Origin of the sequence: Pantoea sp. EKM20T, from assembly GCF_011800485.1 — a bacterium.
Taxonomy (GTDB): Bacteria; Pseudomonadota; Gammaproteobacteria; order Enterobacterales; family Enterobacteriaceae; genus Pantoea; species Pantoea agglomerans.
Window position 1 is genome coordinate 1 of the sequence record NZ_JAALFW010000006.1, and the last position, 18,804, is coordinate 18,804.

An 18,804-nucleotide genomic window follows, 5' to 3' on the forward strand; every position below is an offset into this window, starting at 1 on the left:
CGGGGTGGAGCAGCCTGGTAGCTCGTCGGGCTCATAACCCGAAGGTCGTCGGTTCAAATCCGGCCCCCGCAACCAATCATTTAAACACCTGAAAGGGTGTTTTTTTGTTTCTGACGTTCCCAAAAGCCGCTTTAGCCTCTTTCTGCCCTGAAAAGCGCGCGGATAGCCCGGCTACCCGCACTCTTTTACCGATGGGCCAGTGCCGCCCCACTCTCCACATACGCTTTGATGCCGTTCAGAATCGCCTCTGCCACCTGATGCTGGTAACGGGTGGTTCGCAACTTGCGCTCCTCCTCCACATTACTGATAAACGCCGTCTCGACCAGAATTGACGGGATATCAGGCGCTTTCAGCACCGCAAATCCGGCCTGATCCACGGTGCGTTTGTGCAGATGGTTGATGCGCCCCATGCGATGCAGCACCTCTTTGCCGAATTTAAGGCTGTCATGAATCGTCTGACGCTGCACCATATCGAACATGGTGTGATCGAGATAGCGGTCACCGCTTTTGCTGACGCCGCCAATCAGGTCTGATTCATTCTGAGTCTGAGCCAGGAAACGAGCCGCCGCCGAAGTGGCACCGCTGGTTGATAAGGCAAACACTGAAGAGCCACGTGCCGCGCGGCTGGTAAAGGCATCCGCATGGATCGACACAAAAAGGTCGGCACGCTGTTTACGGGCTTTGGCAACCCTGACGCGCAGCGGAATAAAGACATCTTCATTACGCGTCATATAGGCTTTCATATTGGACTCTTTATCGATCAGCGCTTTGAGTCGCCGTCCAATCTTCAGCACAATATCTTTCTCGCGGGTCTTATATTTGCCGTGCGCGCCCGGATCTTCCCCACCGTGACCGGGATCGATCATGATAATGATCGGACGATCGCGCCCCGCTTTGCCGGGTAAGGGCGCCTGCACCCCTTCATCTTTCTCCAGATCGCCCTGGTTGTAATCTTTCAGCAGGGCCAGCAGAGGATCGTCCTCAACCTGGTTCTGGCTCGGATAGAGATCGACCACCAGCCGGTGATTGATCCCGGCGACCGGCGAGAGATTAAAGATCTTCGGCGCGACGTTGCGCTTTAATTCCAGTACCACGCGCACCGTGTTGCTGTCGAACTGACCGACACGGGCATTTTTAATAAAGGGATCGTCGACCCGAACCTGCTTATCTACCCCTTTCAGAACCGGATTGAGATGCAGCCCCTGAATATCAATCACCAGGCGTTCGGGATTGCTCAGCGCAAACTGCTTGTACTTCAGCGCGACATTGGACTCCAGCGTCATCCGCGAGTAGGTCGATGAGGGCCAGATACGCACCGCCACAATGTGGTTCTTCGCCGCCAACCCTGTCCGGCTGACGCTTAACAGCAGTAAGGCGCCCGTCCCCTGTAAAAATCGTCTGCGTGAAAAATGGGAATTAACGTCTGACATGCCGCTCCAGCTGCTGTGTAATGTCTAAAAAAGCGCCAGTTACTAAAATGGCGGCGAAAACTTTATCCAATCCGCAGCATGATGTCACCCCGGAAACCCTAAATAATGCAGGCTGTTAGCGGCTTTGACACCCAGAAAAACGTAAATTTTCGTCAGGATTAAGACTTGCAAAACCGGGCGTAAAAGCATAAAAATACAAAAAATACGAATAAACATTCACTGAGGGTTGGCCGTGAAGGAACGTAGTACCGAACTGGTTCAGGGTTTTCGCCATACCGTTCCCTATATCAATGCCCACCGGGGTAAAACCTTTGTCATCATGCTGGGTGGCGAAGCGATTGAGCATGAGAACTTCTCTGGCATCGTTAATGATATCGGCCTGCTGCACAGCCTGGGCATTCGCCTCGTCGTGGTGTATGGCGCACGACCGCAGATTGATGCCAGCCTGGCTCAGCAGCAGCTGGAGCCGGTTTACCATAAGTTTACCCGGGTCACCGACGCGCAATCGCTGGAGTTAGTGAAGCAGGCCGCTGGCCGACTGCAGTTAGATATCACGGCCCGCCTCTCAATGAGTCTCAACAACACGCCGCTGCAGGGCGCGCATATCAACGTGGTCAGCGGCAACTTCATTATTTCACAGCCGCTGGGCGTGGATGATGGCGTGGATTACTGTCACAGCGGCCGTATCCGTCGTATTGATGAAGAGGCCATTCATCGTCAGCTGGATAACGATGCGATTGTGCTGATGGGCCCGGTTGCGGTTTCAGTTACCGGCGAAAGCTTTAACCTGACCTCGGAAGAAGTGGCTACCCAGCTGGCGATTAAACTCAAAGCGGAGAAAATGATCGGCTTCTGCTCTGAGCAGGGCGTGCTGAACAGCGAGGGTGAAATCATCTCCGAGCTCTTCCCGAATGATGCGCAGGCCCGTATCGATGAGATTGAAAAGGAAGGCGATTATCTTTCCGGGACCGTTCGCTTCCTGCGTGGTGCGGTGAAAGCGTGCCGGAGTGGTGTACGCCGCAGTCATTTAATCAGTTATCAGGAAGATGGCGCGCTGTTGCAGGAGCTCTTCTCACGCGACGGTATCGGTACCCAGATCGTTATGGAGTCGGCAGAGCAGATCCGTCGCGCCAATATCAATGATATCGGCGGCATCCTCGAACTGATTCGTCCGCTGGAGCAGCAGGGTATTCTGGTGCGTCGCTCGCGCGAGCAGCTGGAAATGGAAATTGATAAGTTCACCATCATTCAGCGCGATAATCTGACCATCGCCTGTGCAGCACTCTATCCGTTTATGGATGAAAAGATTGGCGAAATGGCCTGTGTGGCGGTTCATCCTGACTATCGCAGCTCTTCACGCGGTGAGATGTTGCTGCAGCGCGTGGCACTTCAGGCACGCCAGATGGGGCTGGAAAAACTGTTTGTGTTAACCACCCGCAGCATCCACTGGTTCCAGGAACGCGGCTTTACGCCGGTAGATATTGAGTCCCTGCCCGAGAGTAAAAAAGAGATGTATAACTATCAGCGCCGTTCAAAAGTGTTGATGGCCGATCTCACCTGATTCAATCCGTAAGGGACAGGCACCCCCCGCGTGGTCTGTCCCCTCTCTTCTCAGCCAGATTCCCCTAGTCGCTCCACCAGACCGCTGCGTCGCTGCGTTTGCAGCTGCACGGCACGCTGAAATACGCCGGGTTCGCTGTAGATGGTCAGTTGCCGCCGTGCACGTGTAATCGCGGTATAGACCAGTTCACGGGTCAGCACCGGCAGAAACTGCGTGGGCATCACCAGCGCGGTATGATCAAACTCCGAGCCCTGTGATTTGTGCACCGTCATCGCCCAGGCCGTTTCATGTGAGGGTAACCGGCTCGGCTGAATCGCCTTGATCGATCCATCCGGCAGCGGGAAAAAGACCTTCAGGTTGCCCTCTTCATCCCGCATCGTCATGCCGATATCGCCATTAAACAGGCCGAGCGCGCTGTCATTTCGGGTGATCATCACCGGACGCCCTTCATACCAGCGGCTGCCCATGCCAGGACGACGGATGCGCTGCAGCTGCATCAGTCGCTGCTCAATACGCTGGTTCAGACCCTGCACGCCAAATGGCCCGTCACGTAATGCACACAGCAGCTGATAACGGCCAAAAGCGGCAATCACTTCTGCGGGCGACGACTGCTGTCTGATCAACTGCAGGAAGGGCTGATAACCCTGGGCTACCTCATCCAGCATCGCCTGATAAGCGTCAGCGCTGTTCAGCGGCTGGTAACTGATATCCTCATAAGCCGCAGCAAACACCGCCCTGACCTGCTCTGCATCGCCACGATTGATCGCTTTTGCCAGCTGGCCGATGCCTGATGAGTCATCAAAACGATAACTCTTCTGCAGCAGACAGATACTGTCGCGGACTGCAGGTGCCTGCACATCGTCACTGCCCTGCAGTGTGCAGCCGGTCAGCAGCGCGAGCTGTTCAGCCCGTGCCAGGCTGTAGCCGCTTTCGGTGCAGCGGCAGATGTCGCCCAGCACCGCACCGGCTTCGACCGAGGCCAGCTGATCGCGATCGCCCAGAAACACGACGCGGGCATGGGCAGGCAGCGCGGCGATCAGTTTTGCCATCATTGAGAGATCGACCATCGACGCTTCATCAACCACCAGCACATCAAGGTGCAGTGGGTTACCGGCATGGTAGCGCAGCCGCTGAGTGTCGGGCTGTGCGCCCAGCAGGCGATGCAGCGTGGTGGCTTCGGCAGGAAAACGCCGGCGTTCTTCGTCGCTGACCGCCAGTTCCTGCAGTGCACTGCCCAGTGACTCGGTCAGTCGCGCGGCGGCTTTGCCGGTCGGTGCCGCCAGCTGAATCCGCAGTGCACCGGGATTCAGGCGAATCAGGGCAGCGAGGAGTTTCGCCACTGTGGTGGTTTTACCGGTACCCGGCCCGCCGGAAATAACCGCAGTCTTGCGGGTCAGCGCCACGGCCGCCGCAATTTTCTGCCAGTTCTCCGGCTGGTCGTCAAACAGGCTGTTCAGCACGTCGCCTGCAGCATGCATATCAAACGCAGTTTTTACTTCCTGCGCAGCGAAGAAGTCGGCGACCCGGCCTTCGCTTTGCCACAGCCGATGCAGATATAAACGCTGGTTGCTCAGCACCAGCGGCGTAACCAGGCTGCCATCACTGACAGCCGACCAGTCAGCAAAGCGTGCTGTCCAGTCTTCCGGCGCACCAGCGGCGTGCCAGATCGCCTGAGCCAGCGCAGGCTGGCGACCAGCGAACAGATTCGCTTCGCAGAGGTTGCTCAGCGGTAAACAGACGTGCCCCTCACCCGCGTCAGCGCTGACGCAGGCCGCAGCGAGCAGCAGCCCAGGCTGTGATTCCGGGGCCACCAGTTGGGCAAACTGTATATCCAGCGGTCGCAGGAGACGCTTCTCTACCGCCTGCAGCAGCAGACTCAGCATGTCACTCATAACATCTCCCCGGTTTCACCAAACAGTGCATCAATTTCTTCCACAAAGGCTTCAGCAGGTCGGGTGGCGAAAATGCCGTTGTCCGGCGAGCTGCCATCCATCCCGCGCAAAAACAGATAAAACACCCCACCAAAGTGACGCTGATAGTCGTAGTCCGGCAAACGATGCTGCAGATAGCGATGCAGCGCCAGCGTATAGAGCTGATACTGCAAATCGTAGCGGTGGCCAATCATCGCCTGCGCCATCGCCTCTGGCGTGTAAGCGGCGTGGCTATCCCCCAGCCAGTTCGATTTGTAGTCGAGCAGATAATATTTTCCCTGCCAGCGGAAGACCAGATCGATAAAGCCCTTCAGCATGCCCCGCACCTGACGAAAATCCAGGGGGGCGGCCTGCTGAGAGAGGCTGTCGTGCCGGCGCAGCAGAGCGTCAAGATCCGCCGCAGTCAGCAGATTGTTGATCGGCAGATAGAACTCCATCTCAATCAGGCGTTCGCTGCTTTTTATCGCCGACAGCGTCAGCCCCTCAGCATTGAGCGGCGTATGTAAGACCCGGTCAATCCACTGTTCCAGAACCGGCAACCAGGTCAGCGGATAGCCATTATGCTGCAGCTGATCTTCCAGCCAGACGCTGTCCGGCGGTTCGGTAAAGTCGATCGACTCAAACAGACCGTGCAAAAACGTACCGGGTGCCGCTCCGCGCGGAAAGTGGTGGGGTGTCAATGCAGCCTCTTCACCCTTCTCTTCTTCGCCCGCGGCATCAATATCAAAATTGGGCATCGCATCCAGCAGCGGCGAGCTGTGATGCTGTTGCAGGCCTGAATAACTGGTTACCCGCCAGACGTCAGCCAGCGCGCGCGTAATGTCGCGACTGCTTAAAACCTCATCGCCCTGCTGCGCATCCTGCCACATTTCTCCCGGCAGCAGAGCCTCTTCAACCAGCGCAATCCCTTCACCGGTTAACGCATTCAATCGCTGACTGAGCTGCTGCGCATCCGCCGCCTCACCCTGCTGCACCAGGTAGCCCAGCGCGCTCTTGTGCAGATCGCTTTCGCCCTCTTTTTTGCGGGTGCCTTTGATCAGTGGCGCAATGCCGACGCTGCAGTGATAGACCGAACGGGTCAGCGCCACGTAGAGCAGACGCAGATCCTCCGCCAGGCGCTCCTCTTCGGCCAGCGCCAGACTTTGTGCATCACCCTGCACATCCAGCAGTGCCGTGAACGTGTCGCGATCGTGATAAAGCGCGCTGGCCGCCTCGCGGAACCCGGCAGCAAATGGCAGCCAGACCAGCGGATATTGCAGTCCTTTCGATTTATGGATGGTGATGATCTGCACCAGATGGCGGTCGCTTTCCAGACGCAACTGCTGGCTGGAGGCCTGGCTGTTTGGCCGGGCAATCTGCTGCGCCAGGAAGCGCACCAGGGCGTGCGGACTCTCCAGCTGCACCGAAGCCTCCTGCAGCAGTTCACCCAGATGCATCAGATCGGTCAGGCGACGTTCACCGTTCTCCGAGGCCAGCATATTCTCTGCCAGCTGCCGCCTGATCATCACGTCACGCAGCATCGGTAACACGCCGCGCTGATGCCACAGCTGCTGCCAGACGGCAAACTGCTCCACCAGCGCATCCCACTCGCGTTCATTCTGTGTCAGCGCGTCGAGCGTTGCTGCATCAATAGCAAAGATTGAGGTCGCCAGCGCGCTGCGCAGCAGACGTTCCTGCTCGGGTGCCTGTATCGCCTGCAGTAACCAGAGCAGTTCGCGCGCTTCCGGCGTGGTGTAGACGCTGTCCCGGCTGGAGAGATAGACCGAAGGAATCGACAGCGCATTCAGCGCGTCGCGGATTAAACCGGCCTCATTACGACTGCGCACCAGCACGGTGATATCGGAAGCCCGCACCGGCTGCAGCGCCTCGCCTTTGCCCAGGCGGGCGCGCCCCTGCTGTCCGGCCACCAGCCAGCGGCTGATATCGGCCGCACACTGCTGTGCCATAAACTGCTGGTAATCGCTGTTACCCACGCCCTCGCCAGGCTGCAGCCAGAACCGTAACGCCGGTTGCTGCTGCTCGTCAAAAATCAGTTTCAGCGACTGATTGGGCGCAGCAGGCTTAACTGGCTGAAAGGGGATCGCCGAGAACAGAAAAGGCGAATCGAGCTGAGAAAAGAGGCGGTTGACGCTCCCGACCATCTCAGGTGATGAACGCCAGTTGGTATCCAGCGTGTAGTGAGCGCTGACTTCGTTTCTGGCCCGCAGATAGGTAAAAATATCCGCACCGCGAAACGCATAGATCGCCTGCTTGGGATCGCCGATCAGAAACAGTGCCTGTTCAGGCTGATTAATATAGAGTGTGCGGAAGATGCGGTACTGCTGCGGATCGGTATCCTGGAATTCATCAATCAGGGCCACCGGGTAACGCGCCCGGATGGTTTCTGCCAGCAAAACGCCGCCTGGCTGCTGCAGCGCTTCATCCAGTTTACTGAGCAGATCGTCGAAGCCTAACAGTGCACGTAACCGTTTCTCGCGCTGCACCGTAGCGCGCACATCGGTCAGCGCCTGCGCAATGATGACATCCCGCAGCGACAGCGGTTCTGCCATAAACTGATCGATCGCCTCAAACAGCGAATGACGCGGCGCTTCACCCTTTTTAGTTTTCTCCTCCAGCACCTGCTGTCCAAAGCGCTCCAGCTCTTTGGGCAACTGATAATCCAGCGTTTCGCTGCTGGCCCACTGCGTGACGCGGGCCACCCAGTTGGGCAGATGTTTACTGCTGTAGCTGCGCTTATCAACGCCAGATGCAGTGATAATGCCCTCAACATCGGCGCTGAGCGCCTGCCACTGCTGCTTGATGGCCTCGATGCGCGCCAGATTGCGGGCGTGCCGTGATGCCAGCGTCTCATCGGCGGCAGGCGGACGTTTCAGCCCCGGGGACTCCCCCTGTAGCCAGGGGCGCAGCGTGGTCAGCAGGCTATCCGGCCCGCTCCACTCTGCGGCGATGATCCGTGCCACATCCAGACTCAGTGGATAGCACTGACGACGCCAGAAATCGGCGGCCGACTGCTTCAGCAGCGCCTGCTCATCTTCAATCAACTCCTGCTCGAACAGCATGCCCGACTCAAAGGCATTGAGATTCAGCATCCGCTGACAGAAGCCGTGAATGGTAAAAATGGCGGCTTCATCCATCTGCCGCTCGGCAGCCAGCAGCTGCGCGGCGGCCTGAGCCAGATCAGGCATCTGCTCCAGCAGTAACTGGTGCATCGGATTGCTGCTTTTGCCGCGGATACAGGCCAGACGTAGCTGATGAATATTCTCGCGGATGCGCCCGCGCAATTCGGCGGTCGCGGCCTCGGTAAAGGTCACGACTAAAATTTCTTCGACAGAGAGCGGCCGGCTGTAGGCGTTTTCACCGCCCAGCCCCAGCAGCAGGCGCAGATAGAGCAGACCAATGGTAAAGGTTTTTCCGGTGCCCGCTGACGCCTCAATCAGCCGCTCGCCTCTGAGCGGCAGCGTTAAAGGATTCAGCGATACGGGAGGTAACTGCGTCATTGGGTCTCACTCTTTACCGGCAGCGACTGCTGCAGTTGTGCCACTTCACTCCAGGTTTTCCAGCCAGGCTGACGGGCAAACTCAACTTTGCCATTGCCGGTGCCTGCAATCTGCGAGGTCATCACCATGCCCTTATGTTCGATCACGGCCTGCCGGAAAAAGTCTGCCAGGCTCGCCGGGGTTAACCGCTGAACCTGCTCTGTCATTTTTTGCCGGGTATCAAATTGATCATTCTGCCGATCAAAGTCGCGGCTAAAGCGATCCGCTTCCTCAAAGAGCGTCTGAGGACGCTGCTGCAAATCATTGATCATCGCCTGCTGATACTGGGCAAAGTCTGCCTGGCTCATACTGCGCAGACGTTTTTCCGCCTGCGGGTAGAAGGCCTGATAGCGCTGCAACAGCCAGCCCGGTTGTTTGCTGTTACTTTGCAGCAGGAAGCCGATCCCCCACTGGCGACCCACAGGCATCTGGAAGGCAAAAACCGCGTAGCCGAGCTGCTCTTTGGTCCGCAGCTGATTGTAGAACCACGGCTGCACAATCTGGCTCAGCATGGAGCTGTGCGCCATGCTCTGATATTCACTGTATCCCAGTGGAACATAGAGCGCGGCAAGGGCGGAGTCGGTGCTGCTGCCTTTTTGTTGCAGGTTGGCTTTCAGCGGTTTTTTAATCGAGACATACTGACTATGCCAGTCGCGGGTCGCATGACTCTGCATCTGCTGTTTGAGCTCATGCCCCAGCTGCGTCACGCTGTCAGCACTGAGGTTGCCCACTACCAGCATCTCCGGCGTCGCGTCGCGGAACAGCGTATCGCGATAGTCAGTAACATCCTTAAGTGATAGTGTGCTTACCAGCTTGCGGCGAGCCTCGCGCTGGGTATATGGCAGCTGCGACAGCAGTTGCATCGGCTGAATCGCCTGTTCAAACGCTTTGCCCTTTTCCGCCGCGTCCAGCCGCTCCAGATACCAGGATTTAGCCTGCTCCAGCTGCTGTTCTGTCGGCTGGAAAGTGGCATAACCTTCCACCAGTTTCTTCAGCAGGGTCGGCAGACGCTGAGTGAAGCCGTTGGCGCTGAATACCAGCCCTTCATCTTCACCCGTTGAGAAGCTGATGCCGCCCACTGAAGCCTGTGAATTAAGCTCGTCCAGCGCCAGGCTGGAAAGGTAGTCATTCAGGCCAAATAGCACCTGCTGACGGGCATCACTGATGGTGTGCTTATTGCGTAACGCCAGGGTGATCGCCGCTTTTGGCTCGCTGGCGTAATAACGACTGGGCATCCAGTAAATACGCATATCATCCTGGTTATCCAGTCTCACCGGATGCTGATACGTTTTGCCGTCTGACGGTAACAGGGTGAAGTCGTCCGGGATATAGGGGTTCAGCACGGGCATCGCCAGCGTAATCTGGCTGGCGCGCTGCTGCCAGTCTGCAAAGGTTTGTGGAGTGATCTTCTCAACCTGATAAGGCGCATCCACAAAATAGGCTTTTTTGTTGTGCGGCTCCTGCGGACTGATGTACCAGATACGCGCATGCTGCGGGGTCATCTCTTTCAGCCGGGCATTAATCGCGGCGGCATCGTACTGATCCGCCAGATAAGGTGCATCCAGCGTATGTTCAACCGGTACGCGTAGCATGGTGTCGGCCAGCCATTCAATGTAATCCATATCGCGGGTAATTGAGGGATAGCGGAAGTCGAGCGCCAGCACATGCGAAACTTCATTGAAATAGCGCTTATCATCCCCCTGCTGACGCAGCAGATTGATGTAGCTGAATATCGCCGCCACGACCTGGTCGCGCTGCGCCAGACCTTTATCAGTCAGTGACGCGGTAATCGCAAACACGCCGCTGTTGCGCTCGGTCATCGGGTCAGCACCCGCATTCACCCCGTCGGCCAGCCCCTGTTTTTGCAGCCAGTCAGTCAGCGTGTTTTTGCTGCGGTTACTGATTAAATAGCTTATCAGCGTGTCGGTTTTACTGCGGAACCGATCGCTGTTGTTAGCAATGCGGAATTCAATTTTTAGCTGCTTGCGCGGCTGGGCCGGAACGTAATGGATGATGATGCCCTGCTGCGCATCGGTCACCACCGGCACCGTAATCTCCGGCACGCTGGCGTCATGATTTTGCACCCGGCCAAAGGTTTTAGCCGCAATCGACGCCATCTCCGGCAGCGGTTTGTTGCTGTAGATCACCGCTTTCATCAGATTGGCGGAGTAATGCGTATGATAAAAGTCCTGCAGCGCCTGGTGCAGTTTGCTGCCTGGCTTATCTTTCAGGGTCTCAAGATTGCCGCCCGAAAAACGTGACGCCGGATGCGCCGGGTTCAGGGTTTCTGCGCCGACCTGGGCCATACGCAGGCCATCGCGCGAGCGCGCCATGGTCAGCTCGGCATTCACGGCGTGGCGCTCGCGGTCAGCGTTAACCGGATCCAGCAGCGGCTCAGCCACCGCATCCGCCAGGCGATCAACCGCCGGTTCCAGCGCGTCATTTTCCACTTCCAGATAAAAGGCGGTGCGGTAAGAGGCTGTGCTGGCGTTGTGGCTGCCGCCATGTTTTTTCAGGAATTCAGCCAGGTTGTCGGGCTGCGGGTAGTGCTTTGAACCCATCAGCACCATATGCTCAAGGTAGTGCGCCAGTCCCGCCTGCTGATCGGGATCGTCCAGCGATCCTATCGGCAGCGTCAGCGCCGCCAGCGATTTCGGTGCCACAGGATCGGAAACCAGTAACACCGTCATCCCATTATCAAGCCGGATAGCCTGATAGTGGCGGGGATCCTGTTCACTTTTGCGAATAGTGTCGTTAACCGGCTGCCAGCCTGATGATGCCTGCTCCTGCGCCTGCGCTGTGCAAGCCATCAGGCTTAACATTAGCGCCGCTATCCAGCGTGCGTGTACCCGCATGTAAACCCCTCTCGTTTCCCGATAAACCGCCAATGTCGGACGCGGCGGCTCAAAGCAGAGCAAAATTTTTGTGTAATGAGTCAGTCAGCAAAAACGCCTTCTGATCGGCTATTCATCATCCTGATGTGCAGCCAGCACCGGTAAATACCAGCGCTGTGCCGCCTCAGTTATCTGCTGTAGTTGTGGCTCATCCAGCACCCGGCAAAGACGTTGCAGATAGGGATCGCTGCCTTCACCCTCAACCTGATAGTTGCCTGACCAGGCCGTCAGCAGGCGATTACGCGCCTTAAGCTGGGTTGCCTCATCAGTCAGTAACTGCTGACTTTTTTTGTCGTAGCTGGCGGTCAGCCACGCGCCGCCACTTTTGTTAAGCAGCATCAGCGGCTGACGCATACCCGCGAGATATCCCGTGACATACTCATTCAGCGCAGCAATCGCCTCTGCCTGCGGCACAGCAAGGAAGCACCAGCGGCTCTGCTGCCGGCCAAACATCCGGCTGCTGCCGGTGCCGCCCAGCGCGCAGTAGACCAGATGTTCCAGCCAGAGTAGCAGTCCGTCGTTCATGTTGAGTACGCCAGGCCGCCAGCGCAGCAATCCATCACTCTGAACCTGCGTCAGCCACCCGGTTAAGCTGACCTGCTCCAGTTGCAGATTCACTTCCCAGCTCTCGCCGTCGCTGCGCTGGGTGACCACTTCTGCCGCTACTTCCTGCATCTCATCGCGCTGCGCCTGCCAGAACAGCTCACCGAACGCGCCATAAGGCAGATTACCGGCCGCACGATGGTGCGCATAAAGCCGCTGAGTATCCTCGCCTTCGACCAGGGCATTCAGCAACTGCGCGTTAATCTGATAACGCTCAAGGTTGTCGAGCGCAAACGGCTCGCTGTCAGGCAGTTCGTTCTCCTCCAGCCAGAAACTCACGCCAAGCCGCTGGTGGAACCAGGCCCGGACCGGATGTCGCCAGAAGCGCAGGAACGCCTCCAGCGTCAGCGCGTCAATTAACGGCGCCTCCAGCGGCTGCACAAAATCGGGCTGCGGCTGCCCCGCGCCTCGCGCAGCAGGCAGCCACTCACGGGCGAAACTTTGCAGTCTGGCAGCAGGCTGGAAATTCTCGGCGGCAAACGGCATCCGGCTGTGCAGGTGCTGCAGGTGCATCCGCACCCGTTCGGCACTCTCATCCAGCTCAAGATGGCCATCACCGTCCAGATAAAAACTCTGTCCAATGTAATCCAGCAGTTCTGTGACCAGCACCGAGGGGTAGCGTTCCGTATTATCCTGAATCGCCCGGCCGATATAACTGATATAGAGCTGCTGCTGCGCCGAAATCATCGCCTCCAGGAAGAGATAGCGGTCATCATCGCGGCGACTGCGGTCGCCTTTGCGGGACTGCTGCTGCATCAGATCAAAACCTAACGGTGCTAAAGTACGGGGATAGACGCCGTCGTTCATGCCCAGCAAACAGACCAGCTGAAAAGGAATGGAGCGCATTGGCATCAGGGTACAGAAGTTAATCTGCCCCGCCAGGAAACGCTGACTGATGCGCTGTTGATCAAGCCGGCTACGCAGATCATCACGCAACAGCGCCACCGGAATCGCCTCTTCAAACCGCGCATCCATGCCATATTCAATCAATTGCTGCCACTGCTCTTCCACCAGCAGCAAGGCGGCCTCGGTTTCTGCATCGGGCCTGAAAAAGGCATTGAGCAGTTCCCGGCACATGGGCAGCCAGGCCGCCAGTGGTCGGGGTTCGGCAAGCAGCTGCCGCCAGTGATTAAGCCGGGAGAGCAGCTCAGCCAGATGTCCCGCCAGCTCCCCCACCAGACCACCCGACTCGTCATAAGGCAGAATCCCTTCCCAGTCACCGTTGTGGCTCTCCATCGCATTACCCAGCAGCATACGCTGCAGGCCAAAGCGCCAGGTGTGCTGGCCGGTAACCGGAAGTGACAGGGCTTCTACGCTGGCATCATCCAGCCCCCAGCGTACCCCCGATTCGCTGACCCAGCGCCGCAGTAAACGCAGGCCGCTTTCATCAATGGCGAAGTGGGAAGCGAGCGCCGGGACATCGAGCAGCGCCAGCACATCCTCCGAGACAAAACGGCTGTCCGGCAGTGCCAGCAGATGCAAAAACGCCACAATGGCCGGATGAGCCTGACTGGCACGGCGATCTGAAATCGCAAACGGCAGATAGCGATCGGCAGGTGCATTGGCGAACACCGCCTGAATAAAAGGGGCGTAGGCGTCGATATCCGCCACCATGACGATGATGTCACGCGCTTTCAGCGTCGGATCGGCCTCCATCATCGCCAGCAGATGATCCTGCAACACTTCAACTTCGCGCTGGGCACTGTGGCAGACCTGCACCGCAATTGATCGATCCTCCGGATCCAGGCAGCGCTTCTGATCGCTGTGTGCCAGTTCCGCCGCATTCAGTCCGATGATGGCGTTATCCTGCAGATTGAGAAGATCGTGCTGCATACAGTGCAGCAGGTTGTCCGGCTCCACATCGACAAAAGCATCAATGTCATCGTTTGACTCCATCTGGCTCAGCAGAAACAGGTTGTCACGTCCCAGCTTGCCCCATGAGGCGAGCAAAGGATTGGTCAGTTGCTGTTCACCGGCGTCGTTAAACAGCGCCGGTGCCTGCTCTGCATCCCGGAAGAGTCCGCGTGATTCATCAGCACCATGACGTCGGCGCTGACGACTTTGCAGTTTCGCCAGAAACGCATAATCCTGAATATCGCCCCAGTAATCGCGGCAGGGATTGGTGAACAGCAGATGGATGTCGATGTGACGTCCCAGCGCCTGCAACGCCTGCAGATAGACCGGCGGCAGCGCAGAGATGCCACAGATAAAGACCCGTTTGGGCAGATTTTCCGGCGTGCTTTTCGCCTGATCCAGCGTCTGGATAAATCGCGCATAGAGGTTGGCGCGGTGCCATTCAGGCTGGCGCAGGGCCTGGGTATAACTCACCAGATCGCGCCACAGGGCAGCCTGCCAGCGCTGCGCCTCGCCCAGCCCCTCAATGGTTTCGCCGCGCTCCCAGCTGTTGAGCCAGTCGGCACGATAGACCAGATACTGGTCGAACAGATCGGCCACACGTGAACTGAGCTGAAACAGTTTACGCTTGTCGCCGTCGTCATGGAGATAGTGGCGTAAAGAGGTAAACTCTTCATGCTTCAGCATCTCCGGCAGCCGGTGCATCAGCTTCCAGCCCATGCTGGCCTTACTGAAAGCACTTTCTACCGGGATATCGGGCAGTACGCGGACGAACATCTCCCAGATAAAACTGGCAGGTAGCGGGAATTCGATATTGGCAGCAATACCAAAGGTTTGCGCCAGCTCCATCTGCAGCCACTGCGCCATACCCGGACTCTGCACCAGCACCATTTCTGAGGCGAAAGGATCATCAAGAGGGTCATGTTTAATCACCGCAGCCGCCAGAATCTTCAGCACATCAAGCTGATTTGAGTGATAAACGTGAAACATGAAAACTCCTGTGATAACTCAGAACGTGACTGCGGTATTGCGGCTCTGTCACTTTACCGCGTATCGCGGTTGAAACCCATCAAAAGGGCGACCGGGAAGAGTTAACATCGCAGCCGCGTCAGGGTGGCACGGCGCTGATAAGGTCCCGTCACGTCAGCCCGATCCAGGGTGCAGCCTGAAGGACCGCTCTGCTGTTGCAGTATTGAAGTCCAGCCGGGACTCTCATGTCCCATCAGTTGCTGCTCAGCCACCCGCCATGCTTCACGCTGATACCACTGCTGGCTGAATCCCAGTGCCAGTGCGCGATGATAGTGCAACAGCGTGCTGCTGCTTAATGCCATTAACAGCAGAGCAAACAACACTTCCGGCAGGCTGAATCCACCGCGCTTACTGGCAGGTGGCCGGGGGCGTGAGCGGGCAGTAATCGATCCAGCCGTGCGGCAACGCGGTAATCTGATTGCCCCGTAACCGTACCCACTGCCAGACCGCCATACCACTGCCGCTGGCCTCCCCTTTAAGCAGACCTTCATCCTTTTCACCTCGTTGTAAACAGCTGCGCCAGCCCTGGCGATCATCCTGCTGACAGCTGGCCGCCTCACTGGCTGACCAGCTCAGGGAGAAGCCCCATTGCAGCGCAGACTGCGCCCGCCAGAAACCCTGAGTAAACTGCTGCTCATCCGCCAGCAGTCGCATTCCCTGCTCAGACATCTTACGGCTGGCATGCAGCGTAAAGCTGCCGATGACCATAATCATCAACACCATGCCCAGAGCGCTGCTGCCTCGCTGCTTCACAGGTTCTCTGCCTCAATCCAGCTCTCCACCGTTTCAAGCCAGCGTCCGGCCCGTGCCTGCAGCACTATCCTGACCTGCGTGCCCTGCTGGCTGACGCTGAACTGCTCCAGCGTCATAAACGCGGGATCGGAGAGCCGCTCCCAGCCCGCTGACTGACACTGGTCAACACCTCGCTGCATCTCAAGCTGCTGTTGTCGCAGGCGATAACCGTAATAGTCACTCTCTGCATAGCTCACCCCTTCCCATTTACCGTTGCTGTTCTCATCCCAGCGCAGCAGCAGGCAGTTCTCTCTGATTTGCAGCGCCTCACTGCCACACTCACCGTGACAATAACCGGCACGCCGCACCGCTTTTTCCAGCGTCGCCATCATCTGCTGTAACTCCTGACGCAGCTGCGCCCGTTGCATCACGCCGGCGTTCTCTGCCAGCAGCAGCGGCAGAAAACGGCCAGCACTTAACATCACGACGGCGCTGATTGCCAGGGCGATCAGCATCTCCAGCAGGCTGAATCCGGCCATTTTCAACGACACGTCTCCTCATCCGTCATGCAGAGGCGAATACGGGCTCTTGCCGAGATAATCAGCCGCATTCGTCCGGCGCTGTTACCCAGCTCAATGCTACCCGCCCGGGCCACATTACGTCGGCCATAGAAGCCCGGTTCACCCCGGATGTCATAGAGCGCAACGCCAGCGTGCGGCGCTACGAATTGCAGCCGTTTTCGGCTATCACAGCCTGCAACGGGGCGGCTTCCGGCACCGATGCACCAGGGATCGCCAGGCCGTGACCATAAAACCAGATCGCTATTTTGCCGGTTGGCCTGGGCACGCAGCCCAAGCAGGAATCCCTGCAGTTGCTGAGCGCTGTCGCGCAGTTGCTGCCGCTGTTGCCAGCGCTGCCAGCCATGCAGCGCGGCAACGCTCAGCATGCCGGCAATCACCATCACCAGCAGCAGTTCCGGTAGGGTAAAGCCGCGTAAGTGTGCTGTTTTCATGGTGTCAGAGTGCGGGTGATGAACAGATGAAACAAGGTGCGGTTTGGCAGGCTGGAAAGCACGTCGCAGAGAATCTTCCCCAATAGCATGAATTGGCAGAAGCGTGCGAGCGTTGCCGCAGATTTACCGGTTTGCGGGCAAAAAAAAGCCCCGGCGAAGTGCCAGGGCGTTATCTTTTATCGCGAATCAGATGGCGACAGGGGCTTTGATCGCGGGATGCGGATCGTAGCCTTCAATCTCAAAATCTTCGAACTGATAGTCAAACAGCGACGCCGGTTTGCGTTTGATAACAAGTGATGGCAGCGGACGCGGTTCGCGGGTCAGCTGCAGGCGCGCCTGCTCCAGATGGTTACTGTAGAGGTGGGTATCACCGCCGGTCCAGACGAAGTCGCCCACCTGCAGATCGCACTGCTGCGCCACCATATGTACCAGCAACGCATAGCTGGCGATGTTAAACGGCAGGCCCAGGAAGATGTCGCACGAGCGCTGATAGAGCTGGCAGGAGAGTTTGCCGTCCGCCACGTAGAACTGGAAGAACGCGTGGCAAGGGGCCAGCGCCATCTCGCTCAGCTCGCCGACGTTCCAGGCAGAAACGATAATCCGGCGTGAGTCGGGATCGCGCTTCAGCTGCTCCATCACCTGGCTTAACTGGTCAATCTCCTGGCCGCTGGCCGTTACCCAGCTGCGCCACTGTTTGCCATACACCGGGCCGAGATCGCCATTCTCATCCGCCCACTCATCCCAGATGGAGACGTTGTTTTCTTTGAGATAACCGATGTTGGTATCGCCTTTCAGAAACCACAGCAGCTCATGAATAATCGAGCGGATATGACATTTCTTGGTGGTGACCAGCGGAAAACCATCCTGCAGGTTGAAACGCATCTGGTGACCAAAAATTGAAAGCGTACCGGTGCCGGTACGGTCAGCTTTTGGCGTGCCTTCGTGCAGCACATGTTGCATTAAATCCAGATACTGTTTCATTTTTCCTCGCGAAATTGTGGCTGCGGGCGACGACGATACGCCCAGATCATCATAATAATACCGGCAATAATCATTGGCACAGAGAGGATCTGTCCCATACTGATTCCGCCTTCAAACAGGCCAAGCTGGGCATCCGGCTGGCGGAAGAACTCAACGATAATACGGAAGGCGCCATAGCCAATCAGGAACAGGCCTGAGACGCTGCCCATCGGGCGTGGCTTACGAATAAACAGATTCAGGATGATAAACAGCACTATCCCTTCCAGCGCCAGTTCATAGAGCTGCGAAGCATGACGCGGCAGCACGCCGTAGGTGTTGAGCAGCGCCTGGTATTGCGGATTGGTGGCGGCCAGCGCGACATCTTCGCTGCGGGAGCCAGGGAACAGCATGGCATAGCGGAAGCCCGGATCGACACGGCCCCAGAGCTCACCGTTAATGAAGTTGCCGAGACGACCGGCACCCAGACCGAACGGGATCAGCGGCGCGATGAAATCAGCCACCTGGAAGAAATTACGTCGGGTGCGGCGGGCAAAGACCAGCATGACGACAATCACCCCGATGAGACCACCGTGGAACGACATGCCGCCATCCCAGACTTTGAACAGATAGAGTGGATTTTCCAGGAACAGCGGTAAGTTGTAGAACAGCACATAGCCGATGCGTCCACCAAGGAAGACCCCCAGGAAACCGGCATAAAGCAGGTTCTCCACTTCCTCTTTTTTCCAGCCGCTGCCCGGCTGATTGGCGCGGCGGACAGCCAGCCACATGGCGAAAACAAAGCCCACCAGATACATCAGACCGTACCAGTGAAGCGAAACCGGTCCAATCGAGAAGATCACCGGATCGAACTGCGGAAATGCAATATAGCCGTTATTCATCATTCACCGTCTATTTTTCAACCCTGAAAAGGGGCGTTGTCAGGCACATAAATTAAGGCTGCGCATCATAGCACAGCCGGTTTTGTGAATTGTCCCGCAAATGTAAACGCGGATAACGCCCAGAGTCTGACCCGTCAGGCGTACATTGTTGCAGCCAGACTGGTCACGGACAGCGCGCAACAACCGGAGCGTACACGTAGTACGTGAGGATTGTGAGCACTGCCCAGGGCCAGAATGGCAAATAAAATAGCCTGACCCGTCAGGCGTACATTGTTGCAGCCAGACTGGTCATGTACAGCGCGCAACAACCGGAGCGTACACGTAGTACGTGAGGATTACTCGCTGTGCTCGCCCCTTCAGGGC

Annotated in this window: 12 protein-coding genes; 1 reads left to right on the forward strand and 11 read right to left on the reverse strand. The window is 57.5% G+C overall.

What is annotated here, in order from left to right:
* Window positions 1-185: 185 nt before the first annotated feature.
* Window positions 186-1,430, reverse strand: a complete 1,245-nt coding sequence (amiC, locus tag HFD94_RS12115) for an N-acetylmuramoyl-L-alanine amidase AmiC (RefSeq protein ID WP_010248623.1) — start codon at window positions 1,428-1,430, stop codon at window positions 186-188.
* Window positions 1,431-1,662: 232 nt separating this feature from the next.
* Between amiC and argA the strand changes: the two genes are divergently transcribed.
* Complete coding sequence (argA, locus tag HFD94_RS12120; protein WP_010248624.1) at window positions 1,663-2,991, forward strand: amino-acid N-acetyltransferase; 1,329 nt, start codon at window positions 1,663-1,665, stop codon at window positions 2,989-2,991.
* A gap of 50 nt (window positions 2,992-3,041) precedes the next feature.
* Here the strand turns inward: argA and recD are convergent, their stop codons facing one another.
* The 10 genes from recD to lgt all read right to left on the reverse strand — a co-directional run bounded on the left by recD (window position 3,042) and on the right by lgt (window position 18,441).
* A complete protein-coding gene (recD, locus tag HFD94_RS12125) occupies window positions 3,042-4,883 on the reverse strand; it encodes an exodeoxyribonuclease V subunit alpha (RefSeq protein WP_010671032.1) in 1,842 nt (613 codons plus the stop codon).
* Window positions 4,880-8,419: an exodeoxyribonuclease V subunit beta gene (gene recB / locus HFD94_RS12130; protein WP_122889655.1), complete on the reverse strand. Its 3,540-nt coding sequence runs from the start codon at window positions 8,417-8,419 to the stop codon at window positions 4,880-4,882. Before recB ends, recD begins: the two co-directional genes overlap by 4 nt.
* Complete coding sequence (ptrA, locus tag HFD94_RS12135) at window positions 8,416-11,313, reverse strand: pitrilysin (RefSeq protein WP_122889654.1); 2,898 nt, start codon at window positions 11,311-11,313, stop codon at window positions 8,416-8,418. Before ptrA ends, recB begins: the two co-directional genes overlap by 4 nt.
* Window positions 11,314-11,421: 108 nt before the next feature.
* A complete protein-coding gene (recC, locus tag HFD94_RS12140) occupies window positions 11,422-14,799 on the reverse strand; it encodes an exodeoxyribonuclease V subunit gamma (RefSeq protein ID WP_122889653.1) in 3,378 nt (1,125 codons plus the stop codon).
* A gap of 101 nt (window positions 14,800-14,900) precedes the next feature.
* Window positions 14,901-15,161 (reverse strand): prepilin-type N-terminal cleavage/methylation domain-containing protein, encoded by a 261-nt coding sequence (locus HFD94_RS12145; protein WP_022623816.1) that lies wholly within the window; start codon window positions 15,159-15,161, stop codon window positions 14,901-14,903.
* 25 nt (window positions 15,162-15,186) lie between these two features.
* Complete coding sequence (locus HFD94_RS12150) at window positions 15,187-15,591, reverse strand: DUF2509 family protein (RefSeq protein ID WP_045139652.1); 405 nt, start codon at window positions 15,589-15,591, stop codon at window positions 15,187-15,189.
* On the reverse strand, window positions 15,588-16,115 hold the full coding sequence (locus tag HFD94_RS12155; protein WP_181955366.1) for a prepilin peptidase-dependent protein: 528 nt from the start codon (window positions 16,113-16,115) through the stop codon (window positions 15,588-15,590). The genes HFD94_RS12150 and HFD94_RS12155 overlap by 4 nt, the downstream gene beginning before the upstream one ends.
* Window positions 16,112-16,582 carry a prepilin-type N-terminal cleavage/methylation domain-containing protein gene (locus HFD94_RS12160; RefSeq protein ID WP_045139650.1) on the reverse strand — a complete coding sequence of 157 codons (471 nt, stop codon included), beginning with the start codon at window positions 16,580-16,582 and terminating at the stop codon, window positions 16,112-16,114. The genes HFD94_RS12155 and HFD94_RS12160 overlap by 4 nt, the downstream gene beginning before the upstream one ends.
* A gap of 186 nt (window positions 16,583-16,768) precedes the next feature.
* A complete protein-coding gene (gene thyA / locus HFD94_RS12165) occupies window positions 16,769-17,563 on the reverse strand; it encodes a thymidylate synthase (RefSeq protein ID WP_167433173.1) in 795 nt (264 codons plus the stop codon).
* Window positions 17,560-18,441: a prolipoprotein diacylglyceryl transferase gene (gene lgt, locus HFD94_RS12170; RefSeq protein WP_010671040.1), complete on the reverse strand. Its 882-nt coding sequence runs from the start codon at window positions 18,439-18,441 to the stop codon at window positions 17,560-17,562. The genes thyA and lgt overlap by 4 nt, the downstream gene beginning before the upstream one ends.
* Between the last annotated feature and the right edge of the window lie 363 nt (window positions 18,442-18,804).